The sequence below is a fragment of the Flavobacterium sp. 9 genome (assembly GCF_002754195.1).
GTDB lineage: Bacteria > Bacteroidota > Bacteroidia > Flavobacteriales > Flavobacteriaceae > Flavobacterium.
The window spans coordinates 2515147-2529992 of record NZ_PEEU01000001.1 but is presented as its reverse complement, the minus strand read 5'-3'; the positions used below and the strand labels follow the sequence as shown (position 1 = coordinate 2529992).

At 33.0% G+C, this 14846-nt stretch carries 15 protein-coding genes; 8 read left to right on the top strand and 7 right to left on the bottom strand.

From position 1 onward, the window contains the following. Positions 1 to 119: 119 nt before the first annotated feature. The 3 genes from CLU81_RS10300 (at position 120) to CLU81_RS10290 (ending at position 3541) form a co-directional block, all read left to right on the top strand. The gene (locus tag CLU81_RS10300) at positions 120 to 2123 is read left to right on the top strand and encodes a sensor histidine kinase (protein ID WP_099709715.1); all 2004 of its coding nucleotides are present in this window, start codon (positions 120 to 122) and stop codon (positions 2121 to 2123) included. Further along, a complete protein-coding gene (locus tag CLU81_RS10295) occupies positions 2116 to 2751 on the top strand; it encodes a response regulator transcription factor (RefSeq protein WP_099709714.1) in 636 nt (211 codons plus the stop codon). The genes CLU81_RS10300 and CLU81_RS10295 overlap by 8 nt, the downstream gene beginning before the upstream one ends. 97 nt (positions 2752 to 2848) lie before the next feature. After that, positions 2849 to 3541, top strand: coding sequence for a zinc metallopeptidase (locus CLU81_RS10290; protein ID WP_099709713.1), 693 nt, complete (start codon positions 2849 to 2851; stop codon positions 3539 to 3541). A 410-nt stretch (positions 3542 to 3951) separates the two neighbouring features. On the opposite strand, the gene CLU81_RS10285 is transcribed toward CLU81_RS10290, so the two are convergent. The 3 genes from CLU81_RS10285 to CLU81_RS10275 all read right to left on the bottom strand — a co-directional run bounded on the left by CLU81_RS10285 (position 3952) and on the right by CLU81_RS10275 (position 6111). Next, entirely contained in the window at positions 3952 to 4422 is a 471-nt protein-coding gene (locus CLU81_RS10285; RefSeq protein WP_007811264.1) for an Lrp/AsnC family transcriptional regulator, read from the bottom strand. A gap of 232 nt (positions 4423 to 4654) precedes the next feature. Next, positions 4655 to 5404 (bottom strand): uroporphyrinogen-III synthase, encoded by a 750-nt coding sequence (locus tag CLU81_RS10280; protein ID WP_099709712.1) that lies wholly within the window; start codon positions 5402 to 5404, stop codon positions 4655 to 4657. A 14-nt stretch (positions 5405 to 5418) separates the two neighbouring features. Beyond that, the gene (locus tag CLU81_RS10275) at positions 5419 to 6111 is read right to left on the bottom strand and encodes a DUF4271 domain-containing protein (protein WP_099709711.1); all 693 of its coding nucleotides are present in this window, start codon (positions 6109 to 6111) and stop codon (positions 5419 to 5421) included. A 107-nt stretch (positions 6112 to 6218) separates the two neighbouring features. On the opposite strand from CLU81_RS10275, the gene CLU81_RS10270 reads away from it, so the two are divergent. From CLU81_RS10270 to CLU81_RS10260, 3 genes are read left to right on the top strand one after another with little or no spacing between them, the layout of a single operon-like run. After that, positions 6219 to 6944, top strand: a complete 726-nt coding sequence (locus tag CLU81_RS10270; protein WP_099709710.1) for a polyprenol monophosphomannose synthase — start codon at positions 6219 to 6221, stop codon at positions 6942 to 6944. Positions 6945 to 6954: 10 nt separating this feature from the next. Continuing rightward, positions 6955 to 8295 carry a dihydroorotase gene (locus CLU81_RS10265; protein ID WP_099709709.1) on the top strand — a complete coding sequence of 447 codons (1341 nt, stop codon included), beginning with the start codon at positions 6955 to 6957 and terminating at the stop codon, positions 8293 to 8295. 9 nt (positions 8296 to 8304) lie between these two features. Next, entirely contained in the window at positions 8305 to 8793 is a 489-nt protein-coding gene (locus CLU81_RS10260) for a DUF4296 domain-containing protein (RefSeq protein ID WP_099709708.1), read from the top strand. A gap of 1 nt (position 8794) precedes the next feature. On the opposite strand, the gene CLU81_RS10255 is transcribed toward CLU81_RS10260, so the two are convergent. Further along, positions 8795 to 9799 (bottom strand): NAD-dependent epimerase/dehydratase family protein, encoded by a 1005-nt coding sequence (locus tag CLU81_RS10255; RefSeq protein ID WP_099709707.1) that lies wholly within the window; start codon positions 9797 to 9799, stop codon positions 8795 to 8797. 230 nt (positions 9800 to 10029) lie between these two features. On the opposite strand from CLU81_RS10255, the gene tyrS reads away from it, so the two are divergent. Continuing rightward, positions 10030 to 11325: a tyrosine--tRNA ligase gene (gene tyrS / locus CLU81_RS10250; RefSeq protein ID WP_099709706.1), complete on the top strand. Its 1296-nt coding sequence runs from the start codon at positions 10030 to 10032 to the stop codon at positions 11323 to 11325. Positions 11326 to 11509: 184 nt separating this feature from the next. Next, positions 11510 to 11854, top strand: a complete 345-nt coding sequence (locus tag CLU81_RS10245; protein ID WP_099709705.1) for a hypothetical protein — start codon at positions 11510 to 11512, stop codon at positions 11852 to 11854. A 78-nt stretch (positions 11855 to 11932) separates the two neighbouring features. Here CLU81_RS10245 and CLU81_RS10240 read toward each other — a convergent pair whose 3' ends face one another. The 3 genes from CLU81_RS10240 to CLU81_RS10230 all read right to left on the bottom strand — a co-directional run bounded on the left by CLU81_RS10240 (position 11933) and on the right by CLU81_RS10230 (position 14687). After that, positions 11933 to 12913: an acyl transferase gene (locus CLU81_RS10240; RefSeq protein ID WP_099709704.1), complete on the bottom strand. Its 981-nt coding sequence runs from the start codon at positions 12911 to 12913 to the stop codon at positions 11933 to 11935. Positions 12914 to 13054: 141 nt separating this feature from the next. Beyond that, on the bottom strand, positions 13055 to 13393 hold the full coding sequence (locus CLU81_RS10235; RefSeq protein WP_099709703.1) for a T9SS type A sorting domain-containing protein: 339 nt from the start codon (positions 13391 to 13393) through the stop codon (positions 13055 to 13057). Positions 13394 to 13502: 109 nt separating this feature from the next. Further along, on the bottom strand, positions 13503 to 14687 hold the full coding sequence (locus tag CLU81_RS10230) for a hypothetical protein (RefSeq protein ID WP_099709702.1): 1185 nt from the start codon (positions 14685 to 14687) through the stop codon (positions 13503 to 13505). Positions 14688 to 14846 lie beyond the last annotated feature (159 nt).

The window sequence follows — 14846 nt, the reverse complement described above, 5'->3', positions numbered from 1 at the left end:
CAAACAAAAGAGAGGGCAATACCTGATAAAGTGTATTTTGTATTACCTGATATCAGGTAAAAAGCGTTGAATTTTTTTGAAACATTTTTAATTTTAATAAATTTGAAAAAACGCAATTCATGAAGAAAATTTACCAGTTTCTACTTTTTTTCCTTTTTTCAACCCTTTCGCATTCACAGGTTATTCTTTCATTAGACGATGATAGAGTTTATATAGACAGCATTGCGCGAATTACAAAAAATACACATTCTGATAGTATAAAAAGTCTTTATAGTTTTAGATTGTCTAAATTGTATTTGATGATTCAGGACGCTAATAAATCAAAAGAATATCTAAAAGAGGCTAATAGGTTAAAGACTAAATTTCCTTTTTTAAAAGACGCATCGATTTATTATAATTCATATAGCTTTTTAGAAAAAGGCGATGTCGATGGTTTCGAAAAATCATTGTTAGAAGCTAATGCCAAATTAAAGAAGTACAATAATACCGAAGCTTACAGATTGCGTGCAATTGTGCTGCAGAATTATGGTATTATGCAGCAGCGAAAAAATAATGAAAAGGGCTACATGAAATTATTGGTTAATGAAGCCATTCCGATTGCTAAAAAAAGTCAGGATTATGAACTTGTAAGTGGTTTGTATAAAGCAGTTGCAATTATTTTGATGAATAATAATGAGCGTCAAAAGGCAAGCGAATATTTGAATGAAGCTCAAGATTATATCGAAAAAGCTACTAAAAGATCACCTACGCTTGTAGAATCTAAAATGGAAACCTATATTATTAATGCCGAAAACCTTGTAGAGTTAAAGCATTTTTATGATGCAAAAAAAGTGCTGGATAAAGCATATTCTAAACTGGAAAAATTCCCTGAATCCAATTTAAATGATTCTTATTTTTATTCGGAAGGGATATATTATGCCAAACAAAATAAGTTTTCAGAAGCTTTAAAGAGTTTTGAAAAAGGGATTAAATCTGCGGAAAAACATCAAAATCTGATTGCCTTAAACCGATTGAAATTTCCGGAATATGAAGTGTATTTTAAATTAAAAAATTACGGAAAAGCAAAAGACAATCTGGAATATCTCTTAAAGAATACACCTTTTGTTGTAGATAAAAAGAACTACTATAATGAGTTGTCAAAAGTTTATAATGCGCTCAAAGACTATGACAAAGCCTATTTTTATTCGAATAAATATAGTGTTATTAATGATAGTTTAAATGATACTAAATTTAAAAGTGAAATCGTAGAATTAGAAGCAAAATATAAAAAAGCCGAAAACGAGAAAAAAATAACCTTGCTTCAATCGCAAAACGAAAAAGCCGCATTGTTGGTAAATAATAATCGTCTGAATTCAGTTCTTTTTGCTGTTTTGTCGATTCTTTTGTTTCTGATCGTTTTGTTTTTGTGGATTTTGAATAAGAACCAAAAGAAGCTGAGTTTTCAAAAAGAAATCAATCACCAACAAGAATTAACAGCATTGGAAAATCAGCAAAAATTATCGGTTTCAAATGCCTTAGTCGAAGGAGAAGAGGTAGAAAGAAGACGAATTGCAAGAGATTTACATGATGGACTCGGAAGTATGCTCTCAGGTTTAAAAATTCATTTGAAACTGGCGGGAAAAGAAAATGCCTTAAGTACTGCCGAAGTTGGTGTTTTGTTAGATGATTCTATTAGAGAACTGAGAAATATTTCACAGAATTTAATGCCGGAAAGTTTGCTTAAATTGAGCTTGGAATATGCGTTGCGTGATTTGTGTATGGCAAATTCAAATGTAAAAACCAGTATTGAGTTTCAGTATTTAATTAAAGAATCTCATTTGCCTAAAAACTACGAAATTGTAATCTACAGAATTATTCAGGAATTGTTGAATAATGCTCTAAAATATGCAAATGCATCTCAAATTTTGGTCTCTTGTTCTCAGAACAAAGAAACTTTTTTTATTACGGTTGAAGATAATGGAATTGGATTTAATGTTTCGGAAAGTAAAAGCGGAATGGGGTTAAAAAACATAAAAAATCGTGTAGGGTTTTTGAATGGTAAATTAGAAATAGAAAGCGTCGAAAATAAAGGAACTTCTGTTTACATTGAATTAAAAGTAAAAAACGAGATTTTAAATGGGTAAGATTTATAAAACCGTAATCGTAGACGATCATCCAATTGTGGTTTCAGGAATTTCAGGATTATTGTCTGATTTTAATTCTGTTGAGGTTGTAGAAAAACTAGCAACAGGGGTGAAGCTTATAGATTATATTGAGGTTAACGAAGTTGATTTGATTTTAATGGATATTTTTCTGCCTGTTATAAATGGAGTTGATCTTTGTAAAATAATTAAAAAAAAGTATCCTAAAATGATTGTTATCGGGATGAGCAGCCAATCAGAAAGAAGTTTGGTTATGCAATTCATTCAAAATGGAGGAAATGGATATATTCTTAAAAGTGCTTCATTTGAAGAGTTTAAAAGATGTATTGATACAGCGATCGAGGGAGAAATTGTTTTTAGTGATGAAGTAAAAACTATTATTAGTCAGCCATTCTCCGAAGATTTAGAGCGAATTCCGAGCTTAAGCCGAAGGGAAAAAGATATTACTCTATTATTGTCAAAAGGTAAATCGACTCAGGAAATTGCCGATGAATTGTTTCTAAGTTTCCTAACGGTACAAACACATCGACGTAATATTTTGCAAAAGTATAAGACTAAAAATGTAGCCGAATTAATAGCGTTTCTGTTGAAGAATAATCTTTTGAATTAGACTGACTTTGAGTGACAAAATGACATTTTTTTAAATTGGTTCAGAAATTGTTGTTTGTTTTGTAACTTTAAATGTGCAATCAAAAAAATATAAAGATATGGGAATGGGATATTTAATTATTGCCGGAGCTATAATGTTGTTTAGTTGGCTGGTAAGTTCACAACTAAAAAGCAAATTCGAATTGTATTCTAAACTGCAATTAAGAAACGGAATGAGCGGTGCTGAAATTGCCGAGAAAATGTTAGCGGATAACGGTATTACTGATGTTCGTGTGATTTCGACTCCGGGACAATTGACAGATCATTATAATCCAAGTGATAAAACAGTAAATTTAAGCGAAGCAGTTTATAATCATCGCAATGCGGCTGCAGCAGCTGTTGCGGCTCATGAATGTGGTCACGCAGTGCAGCATTCTGTAGGTTATGAATGGCTGACGATGCGTTCGAAATTGGTTCCAATTGTAAGCGTTGCATCAAATTTTATGCAATGGATTCTATTAGCGGGAATTTTAATGATTCAGGTGTTTCCTCAATTGTTGTTAATAGGAATCGTGCTTTTTGCTGTGACGACTTTGTTTTCGATTATTACTTTGCCTGTAGAATACGATGCAAGTAATCGTGCTTTGGCTTGGTTAGAAAATAAACACATGTTAACACAAGAAGAACAAGCGGGAGCAAAAGACGCTCTTAAATGGGCTGCAAGAACTTATCTTGTTGCGGCTATCGGATCAATTGCAACGTTGTTGTACTATATTTCGATTTACGCAGGAAGTAATAATAGGAGAGATTAATTCTTTTAATTAGCCAATTAGAAAATTAGCCAATTAGATAATTAATAGCAAACCCGACAGGTTTTTAAAACTTGTCGGGTTTTTGTTTTAATTATAGAATGTTAACGTGATGAATATCAAAATCCATATTCCTGATATGATGTAAATAGAATTTAGATATTCTTTGTTTTCAGTTTTGAAAAATTTGTAAAGAAGTATTACGCTGTAGATTATGCTTATTGGAATTAGTAGTAAAAATAAAATACTGCTAAAACCAGGACCGTGTGGGCTGCCAGTTTCAACGCTTCCGACGAAAATAGTTATTGCAATATAAAATGTAAAAAATAATATCGTTTTAACTTCAGATTTAATGTTGGTCATAAATTTTCAAGCAAATTATCTAATTATCAAATTGTCACATTATCTAATTCCTAAAGCTGAATTTGTCTGTCAATCTGTTGATCTAACGAAATAAAGGTTTCAGTTCTGGAAACACCTTCTATGGCTTGAATTTTAGTATTTAAAAGCTGCATAAGATGTTCGTTATCGCGACAAATGATTTTAATCAAAACAGACCAGTTTCCTGTAGTATAATGACATTCCAGAACTTCTGGGATTTTCTTTAAATCTTTTACGGCTTCAGAGTTTCGGGAAGCTTTATCCAGGTAAACACCAATAAACGCCATTGTGTTATAGCCAAGAACTTTTGGGTTTACAGTAAATTTTGATCCTGAAATTACTCCGGATTGTTCCAGTTTTTTTAAACGCTGATGAATTGCGGCTCCTGAAATTCCTATTTTGTTGGCGATTTGCAAAATTGGTTTTCGGGCATCGTCCATTAAATAGCGAAGAATTTCTTTGTCGATACCGTCGATTTCAATTAAAAGGGAGTTGATTTTCATAAGAGTTGTAATTTGAAACTAATTTTAGTGATTTGGTTTTAGTTAGAAATCAAATTTAATGATAAAACTTTTAATTGAATGTAAATCTGTTGTTTTAAATCTTTGTCAAAGTTTTAAACTTTGACAAAGATCGTCAGTCGCAAATTTTCAAAATGCTGTAAAAAGAAAAATTCCAAATCCCAAGTGATTAATTTGGAATTTGGAATTTAAATATTGTTTATTTCTTAAGGTTTTATTTTCCTTTGTTTGCTTCGGCGATGTATTTTTCAAGAGCCATTGTCATAGAAGGTGTTTCAGGAGTTGGAGCAAGAATATCGATTCTTAAACCATAATCCAAAGCTTCTTTTTGAGTTGTGCTTCCAAAAACAGCAATTCTAGTTTCGTTTTGTTTAAAATCAGGGAAGTTTTTAAACAATGATTTTATTCCAGTTGGGCTAAAAAATGCTAAAACATCATAATAAACATCTGCTAAATCAGATAAGTCGCTCATTACAGTTTTGTAAAATACGGCTTGTGTCCAATCTACCTTTAGATTATTTAAGGTAATAGGTGCATCTGCGTTTAATTGGTCAGATGCCGGAAGTAAGAATTTTTCGTCTTTGTACTTTTTTATCAATGGAGATAAATCAGCAAAGTCTTTTGCTCCCACATAAATTTTACGCTTTCTGTACACTACATACTTTTGCAAGTAAAATGCAACTGCTTCTGATTGGCAGAAATACTTCAATCCTTCAGGGACTTTATAACGCATTTCATCCGCCACTCTAAAAAAATGATCCACCGCATTACGGCTTGTCAAAATTATCGCAGTGTAATGATTAAGATCGATTTTTTGCAATCTAATCTCTTTTGCATTAACCCCTTCCACATGAATAAATGGTCTGAAATCAATTTTTATTTTGTGTTTTTGTTGGAGCTCAAAGTAAGGAGAATTCTCCACTTTAGGTTCAGGCTGTGACACCAAAATTGTTTTCACTTTCATATTATAAACATTTTCTAAGCACTCCCTTTTGTAATCCAATAATAAAGAAAATAATAAGGGGCTATTTCAAGAGCGCAAAGATATAAAATAAAATAAAATAACTTACCGATTATTACGTTTTGATACGTTTTTATTGAAATAAAATACGAGTAGAGACTAATACACAGCGAAATACCTATGATAACGAGGGGTATAGTTTTTGGAATATTGTCATAATAGAACAAAACAGCATTAATAGGAAGGATTAAAATGCCAATATATGTTCGATATGTAACTTTTTGTAAGTTAAAAAGCTCCATAAATTCGTCGATGTTGAAGGAAGCAGCGACAATTTTTTCGATTAAATACTTCGCCAGAATGAAATAAAGTAAAAATGTGGCAATCTGAATAAATAAAATCCAATCCGTTTTTAAGATGCCATAAGCTCCGGTTTTAGGATTTTGCGAAAAAATATGCATCGTAAGCTGAATGAAAAATGCGTACGATATTATTTGTACAAAAAACAAACCAACCGTAAAACTGCTTTTCAAATGATTATTATCACGATAAATTTTTGCGTATTTATCAGAAAAAATAAGCTTACTGAATTCGCTAAATCTAGTTTCATAAGCTGATTTAGTCATAGCAACAATGGCAAAAGTCAACACAAATAAAAGTGTTGCCCAGTCTTTGTTCTCTAGTATTCGGGGGTGAAGGTGTTCAATCATAACGATCACAAAATTAGTAATTTTTTGTATCAATACTTTTATTATATATTTATTATGAATCAAATGCCATAAAAAGTTTACTTTTGCGGTGAAATTACCCAAGAAAAATGAATGATTGTATTGTCATAATTCCCACTTATAACGAAATTGAAAATATTGAAAGTATAGTTAGAGCTGTACTATCGCAACATAAGTCTTTTCATCTTTTGATAATTGATGATAATTCGCCTGATCACACTGCTAATAAGGTGATTGCATTACAGGAAGAATTTCCTGAAAGATTATTTTTAGAGCAAAGAGCCAAAAAATCTGGTTTAGGAACCGCTTATGTTCATGGTTTTAAATGGGCGTTGGAACGTAAATATGAATTTATTTTCGAGATGGATGCTGATTTTTCACACAACCCCAATGATCTTGAAAAATTGTTTGACGCCTGTCATTTTGGAGGCGCAGATTTAGCTATTGGATCTCGTTATGTTACAGGTGTAAACGTTGTAAACTGGCCTTTAAGCCGAGTTTTAATGTCTTATTTTGCATCAGTTTATGTAAAATTTATAACCGGAATGAAAATTCATGATGCCACAGCCGGTTTTGTTTGTTATAAAAGAGAAGTATTAGAAAAAATAAATCTAAACAAAATTAAATTTGTTGGATATGCCTTCCAAATCGAAATGAAGTACAGGACTTATTGCGGAGGTTTTGAAATTAAAGAGGTTCCAATTATCTTTACAGATAGAACCAAAGGAGTTTCAAAAATGAGCAATGCCATTATTAAGGAAGCAATTCTCGGTGTGATTTCACTTAGATTAAAAAAATTAGTCAATACATTATAATACCACGGTAATGAACAGGATTTTAATAAAGAATGCCAAAATTGTAAACGAAGGATCTATTTTTGAAGGTGATGTTTTGATCGAAAACGACTTAATCGTTGAAATTTCAGATAGCATTAGCTTAAAAACATCCGATTGTATTGTTATTGATGCCGAAGGAAATTATTTAATGCCGGGCGCAATTGATGATCAGGTACATTTTAGAGAACCAGGATTAACGCACAAAGGTGATATCGAATCAGAATCGCGTGCTGCTGTTGCGGGAGGAATTACTTCTTTTATAGAACAGCCAAATACGGTTCCGAATGCGGTTACTCAGGAAATCCTTGAAGATAAATATCAAATTGCAGCGGTAAAATCATTTGCGAATTTTTCGTTTATGATGGGCGCAACAAATGATAATCTTGAAGAAGTTCTAAAAACAAATCCTAAGAATGTTGCCGGAATTAAAATCTTTTTAGGTTCTTCGACCGGAAATATGTTGGTGGATAATGAAGCAACTTTAGAAAGGATATTTTCAAGTACGCCAATGTTAATCGCGGTTCATTGTGAAGATGAAACTACGATTCAAAATAATCTTGCAATCTATAAAGAGCAATATGGTGATGATGTTCCGGTAACGGCGCACCATTTAATTCGTAGTGCCGAAGCTTGTTATATTTCGTCTTCAAAAGCGGTGGCTTTAGCCAAAAAAACTGGAGCTCGTTTGCATATTTTTCATCTTTCGACTGCGAAAGAAATGGAATTGTTCACGAATAAAATTCCATTAGAAGATAAAAAAATTACTGCTGAGGTTTGTGTTCACCATCTTTGGTTTACTGATGAAGATTATAAAACAAAAGGAAATTTCATTAAATGGAATCCTGCTGTAAAAACGGCCGACGACAGAGCTGAGCTTTGGAAAGCCTTAAATGACGGTCGTATTGATGTAATTGCTACAGATCATGCGCCACATACTAAGGAAGAAAAAATGCAGTCGTACTTGAATGCTCCTTCTGGAGGTCCGCTTGTGCAACATGCTGTTGTGGCGATGTTTGAAGCGCATCATCAGGGGAAAATTACGGTAGAAAAAATAGTGGAGAAAATGTGCCACAATCCTGCTAAAATCTTTAAAATTGAAAAAAGAGGTTTTATCAAAGAAGGATATTTTGCTGATTTAGTGATTGTAAATCCAAGTTTGCCCTGGAGTGTGAAACAAGAAAATATTCTTGCAAAATGCGGTTGGTCTCCTTTTGAAAATTTTACTTTTAAATCAAGAATTACACATACTTTTGTAAATGGTGAATTGGTTTACAATAATTTTAAAGTAAAAGATATTCGTCCGGGAAAAAGATTATTGTTTGATAGATAAAAAGCTGAAATGAAAAATTGTATTCTAATAGTATTGGTTTTGTTCCTTTCTGTAAGTTGTAAAAAAGAGTTGGTAAAACAACCTGCAAAACTTATTGAGAGAGGAAAGATGATTGATATTATGTATGATTTGTCTCTTTTGGAAGCTATTAAATATCAAAATCCGATGTCGGTAGATTCAAATGAAACAAATCCGACTAAATTTATTTTCCAAAAATATAAAGTGGATAGTTTGCAGTTTGCTCAAAACAATATGTATTATGCTGCCGATTATGAACGCTATAAAGATATGTTTGATGAAATTAGCAAACGATTAGCAAAGAATCAAAGAGCAACAGATTCTCTGGTTAAAATTGATGAAAAGAAAGAGGCTAAAATAAAGAAAGAAGAGGCAAAAAAAGGCATAAAACAAACTCCTAAATCTTCTGATGAAAAGCCTGCAAATAAAGTAAATGTTGATTCTATCAGAAGAATGATAAATTTGAATAAAAAGAAATAATTTACAACTTCGAAACTTCTTGTACGTATCGATGTACATCTGAAAAAACCGTTCCTCCAAGAGCGGTTTTTATTTTTTCATTAGAATATAAATTCTTTGAATAAGAGGCTTTTGCGGTTGCTTTGGTGATGCTTCTTTTTTGGAAAAATAAAGTTGAAAATATTCCGTCTGCAATCCAAAGGAAATTCATTAAAACTGGTTTCGCATGAATACTAGGTTTCTTGACTTTTAGAGTGTGAGCAATTGTATTTAGAATATCTCGGAAAACAATATTATCAGCAATCAATGTAAAACGTTCGTTTTTAATGTCGCTTTTCATCAAGTCTCGGGCTATTTTTACAACATCGTTTACTGCTATAAAACCAGTACTTCCTAAAGTATAAAAAGAAAGTCCGTTGGCTACTTTTGAGTATAATTCGGCACTTCCGTGGATGTCATTTTTTGTTTTTGGAATAGGTCCTAAAATTACGCCCGGATTTATAATTATAATATCTAATCCTTCCTGAACGGCGCGCCAAACTTCCATTTCGGCACCATATTTAGAAATAGCATAATCGCTGTGAGGTTTCTCTGGATTCCAATCTGTCTCTTCGGTAATATAAGTTTCATGTGGCGCTAAATCTCCTAGAGCGGCGATAGAACTTACGAAGCAAAATTTCTTTATTCCTTTAGCCAAAGAAAAATTCACCATATTGGCTGTTCCTTCAATATTGGTCTTTCGAAGCGAATCTTCATTTTTTGGATCGAAAGAAATTAAAGCGGCGGAATGATAAACATATTCGATATCAATAAAAGCAATTTCCAGGGAAGGAACGTCAAGAATATCGGCTTCAAGCCAATGAATTTTTTCGAACAAATCAGCTTTTTTATACAATTCAAAAACTGATTTCGTCTTTTGGATATTGTTAGGATTTCGGTAAATAGCCCGAACGTTTTCTCCATTTTCAATTAAATGAAGTAATAAATGTGCGCCTACTAAACCTGTACCTCCAGTTACTAATACCATTTTGTAAAGATAACTTTTTGCTTTAAAGGTGCAAAGATACAAAGGCTCAAAGTTGCAAAGGTTTTTTTTGAAGGTTCAAAGGTTCAGAGTGGCAAAGGCGCAAAGTTTTTTTTTTGATATTGATATTGAAATTGCTTTTTGCCATTGAAATTGTTTTTTGTCTTTGATATTGGCATTGCTTTTTGATTTTGATATTCACATTGATTACATTTGCACAAATTATTTTAAAAATGAAGAATCTAGTTGAAGAATTAAAGTGGCGCGGGTTGTACCATGATAGCATGCCCGGAACGGAAGAACAATTGCTTAAAGAAGTGACTACGGCGTATATTGGTTTTGATCCAACGGCAGATTCTCTACATATTGGTAGTATGGTTCAGATTATTTTATTGGTTCACTTGAATAGAACTGGCCATAAAGCGATTGCTTTGGTTGGTGGTGCTACCGGAATGATTGGTGATCCATCTGGAAAATCTAATGAGAGAAATTTGTTGAACGAAGAAACTTTGGCTAAAAATGTTGCCGGAATTAAAAGTGTTCTGTCGCGTTTCTTAGACTTTAATTCAAACGAAGCAAATGCTCCGGTTATGGTGAATAACTATGACTGGATGAAGGAGTTTTCGTTTATTGATTTTGCTCGTGAAGTTGGAAAACGTATCACAGTGAATTATATGATGGCGAAAGACTCTGTAAAAAAGAGATTAAGTGGAGAAGGTGAAGGAATGTCTTTTACTGAATTTACATACCAATTAATTCAAGGATACGATTTTTATCATTTATATAAAAACAATAATTGCCTTTTGCAAATGGGAGGTTCTGACCAATGGGGAAATATTACCACAGGTACAGAATTAGTTCGCAGAATGGGTGGAGAAAATGCTAAAGCGTTTGCTTTAACAACACCTTTGATTACAAAAGCGGACGGATCTAAATTTGGGAAATCTGAAGGAGGAAATGTTTGGTTGGATGCTGATAAAACTTCAGTTTACAAATTTTACCAATTTTGGGTAAATTCAACTGATGTTGATGCTGAGAAATATATCAAAATTTTCACTTTCTTAGATAAAGAGACAATTGATGGTTTAATCGAAGAACACAAAGCTGCTCCGCATTTAAGAGTTTTACAGAAGAAATTGGCTGAAGAAATTACCATTTTTGTTCACAGTAAAGAAGAGTTGGAAAAAGCTATTCAGGCTTCAAATATTTTATTCGGAAACTCAACTTCAGAAGATTTAAAACAATTGGATGAAGCGACTTTTTTAGAAGTATTTGACGGTGTTCCGCAAGCTGAAGTTGCAAAAGCAGATTTAGAAAACGGAATTGATATTGTTACTGTTTTAAATGAAAAAACGGGTTTTTTTAAATCAAACGGTGAGGCAAGACGTGCTTTAACTGCAAATTCAATTTCTGTAAACAGAGAAAAAATCAAAGAAGATTTTGTATTAACGGCAAATGATTTAATTAATAATCAGTTTGTGTTATTGCAAAGCGGAAAGAAAAATTATTTTGTAATAAGAGCGGTTTAATTGTTTGATCGGTTAATCGAAATTACGATTAAACTATTCAACAAATTAACGATTAACCTTTTATAAAAACATCCCAATATCTCGAAAGAGTTGTTGGGATTTTTTTTTGCGAAGAAATTATATTCCTGAGAATCAAATAATCAATTTATTTTAGTAGGTTTATTACCTAAAAACTAAAAAACTTATGATTGGAATTTTATTTATTTATTGGATCTGGAAATCATTCACAAATTTGGCGCTTGAATACGATAAAAGTAAGTGGACATATTTCTTTTTTGGAATAATCTCTTATTACGGCGGTACAATTTTAGCTGGATTTCTAGTTGGTATTGTATTGGGTCTAACAAATGGTTTTGATTCTGTTGCTAATCAGAATTTTGAAAATGCCGGATGGAGTATATTTTTTGTGCTTTTAGGAGGTTTAGCTTGCTATGGAACTTACAAGTTTCTGGAGAATAAGCTAGAGAAAGAAAGAGAATTAAATAAAATAGACGGAATAGATGATATAGGTGCTGTAGAAGAAAATTAATTTATTGTTCAACTGTTGTCGGTTAATTGTTGAATCGAAATTACGGTTAACCAATTAAGCAAATCAACGATTAAACTTTTAAAGAACCATTAGGTTACAACCACGAATATCAGAGTTATCAAAACGTCCCAATACCTCAAAAGAGTTGTTGGGATATTTTTTGCCTAAATCATGCGTTGCGATAAAAGAGCATGAATTGATATTGGCCAAATCAATAACGTTGATTCCTCCTGTTTTTCCATCTTGCACGTAAGTGAGTGCGTCTTCAGGATCGCGAACCAAAATGTTCATCCAAGAAGGGCATTCGAATATTCCTTCGCCTAAGGAATAGGCTTGTGCCAAAAGTTCGGTCATTCCGTATTCAGAGTGAATTGCAGAAACACCAAAACCTTTGCAAAGTTGTTCGTGCAGTTCTTCGCGAATCATTTCTTTACGCTTTCCTTTCATTCCGCCAGTTTCCATAATAATGGTATTCTTAAGGTTGAATTGATGTTTTTCGATCAAATCTAATAAAGCGTAAGTAACTCCAATTAAAATCACATTTTGTCCTGATTCGTCCAGAGCAGTCAGTTTTTTAATTAAGTCGTCGTGATTGTGTAAATAAAACCCGCTTTCGGCTTGATTGGATAGTTTTATAAGATCTTCGACCATATAAATAAGCGAAGATCCATCGCGTTCGAGATATGATGGTAAAAGGGCTAAAACGACATAATCCTCGATGTTTCCGTAAAACTGAGAAAAACCATTGCGGTAACTTTCCTCATATAGGGAGACATCGGTCACTAAATGTCGGCTGGTAATCATTCCAGTAGTTCCGCTGCTGGTAAAAGTAACCTGAGCAGGATCGTTATTGGAAACGACATTATGACTTTTGAAAAATTGAATTGGTAAAAACGGAATCTGTTCCAGTGATTTTACCTGTTGAGGATTGACTTTTAAAAAATCGCAAAAATCACGATATACCTGATTGTTCTCGTGCTGAAAACGAAACACTTTTAGTGCTATTTTTTCAAATTGTTTATGACTCGAAATGGTAAAAATATCGTTGGCTGTGATCAAAACTTTTTTTGTGCAAAGATATTGTTTTTAGTTTTCAGTCGCAGTTTTCAGTCACAGTTTTTGGTGTGTGGTGAAATTGAAGACTTTGACTGCGACCGTAAACTAAAAAAGCTCCCGAAAGGGAGCTTTTTTGTGTATGTTTTATCGAATAATTAGCTTTCGTGTTGCTGAGGCGTTTTCTTCGCTTATTTTGATGATATAAACGCCGGGAACCAGATCAGCAACGTTTAATTCTTTTGAGCTTAAATGAAGTTGAAGTACTTTTTTACCCAGAATGTCAAAAATGATGATTTCTTTCTCTAAATCATTTTTAGACGAAATATAAACTTTTCCGTTTGTCACTGGGTTAGGGTACAAGCTTAGACCCTCAATGGTTGTAGACTCTTGAGGTTTTGGTAATTGTTTACTGTCTTGTGCCGAAACACTTAGAGTAAAGAAAAAAGCCAATAAGAATGTAATATAAAAGTAGTTTTTTGCCATCGCATTTTTTTGATTACTGTAAATATACAAAAAAAATTACAAAAATTACGCCAAAAAAAAACATCCTAAGAATTTAGGATGTTTTTAACAATTTATATATAAGTGATTCTTATAGTTTTGTCAATAAGTTTACACCGTCAACAGTTGCCCAAGCACCAGGAGTTAAAGCAGCTCCAGTAGCTGTAGCGCTTGTAACGAAATTTCCTGTTGGGAAAACAACAACAATAGCGTCAGTAGCTCCAATTGGGTTGATGTTTGTTGTGTTGCTAATTTTAACATTAATAAGTTTGATTTTACCACCTTTTACTTGGTGATCGTTAGTTACACCATCTAAGATGCTAACTGCACTTCCTTTGAAAGTTGAAAAGTTACCGTAACCATCGATGATGATATTGTTGTATTCTCCGTTTCCTTCTCTTTTGAATTGGAAAGCATCAACTTGGTTATCACTGCTTTCTGGAATGTTACCAGCTTCTCTTCTTAAAGTAATGTTAGAAACTTTTGGAAAGAAAGCATTGTCATTTAAAGACGCTTCGATTTCCATTCCGTAGTTACCTTTTCCAGTTTGGTAAGCATACCAGTTTGTATTTGCTTGACCTTGCCATCCATCTTGCCAGTCAAATGAATCATCTGTATTTCCGTAAGAAATAGCATTTGTTAAACTTACAGTTCCACCGAAGAACTCATATCCGTCATCAGCACCTTTGTAAGATACTAAGTGATCTAATGTTGTTCCAGAACCTACTGAATAGAAAGTAAAACCATTGTTTTCTTTTTCACCATCAGCTAATTTAGATCCAGCATATTCTACTCTTGTGTATACTAATGAACCACTGTTGTCAGTTGGGTTAGTTCCACCGTAAGAGATTTTGTTACCATCTTCAGATGTACCAGTAGCTCCACCACCAACAACTTTTGCAGGAGCTTCACCGTACATGATGATACCTCCCCAAGAACCTGGAAGTTTTGATTTTTCTGTAAATACAACTGGTTTGTCAGCAGTACCTTTAGTGATTAATTTTGCACCTTTTAAAACAACTAATGCGTTGTCTCCGGTTTTTTTATCGATTGTAATTGTTGATCCAGCTTCAAAAGTTACTGTTACTCCTGATTTGATTTTTACAATCCCTTTCAAAGTATAGTTACCAAAAGCATAAGTTTGGTTTGCAGTAATTTCACCTGTAATTTCGCCAGTTGCAGGTGTAGGTGCAGGAGTTGTTGTATCGTCACTGCTAGAGCAAGAATTTAAAAATAAACCTGTAGCAAGTGCTAAAGCAAAAAATTTAGTTTTCATAGTTTTTGTGTTGTATTATTCGTTTTTATTTTTGTCAAAAGTAGAACGGAAATCCCTCTAAGACGTTATCTGAATATTACATTACAGTTATCAAAAAACAACTAAAATGTGAAGAGAATGTTAAGAGATTTCTGAATATGTTCTTAAATAAAAAAAGCC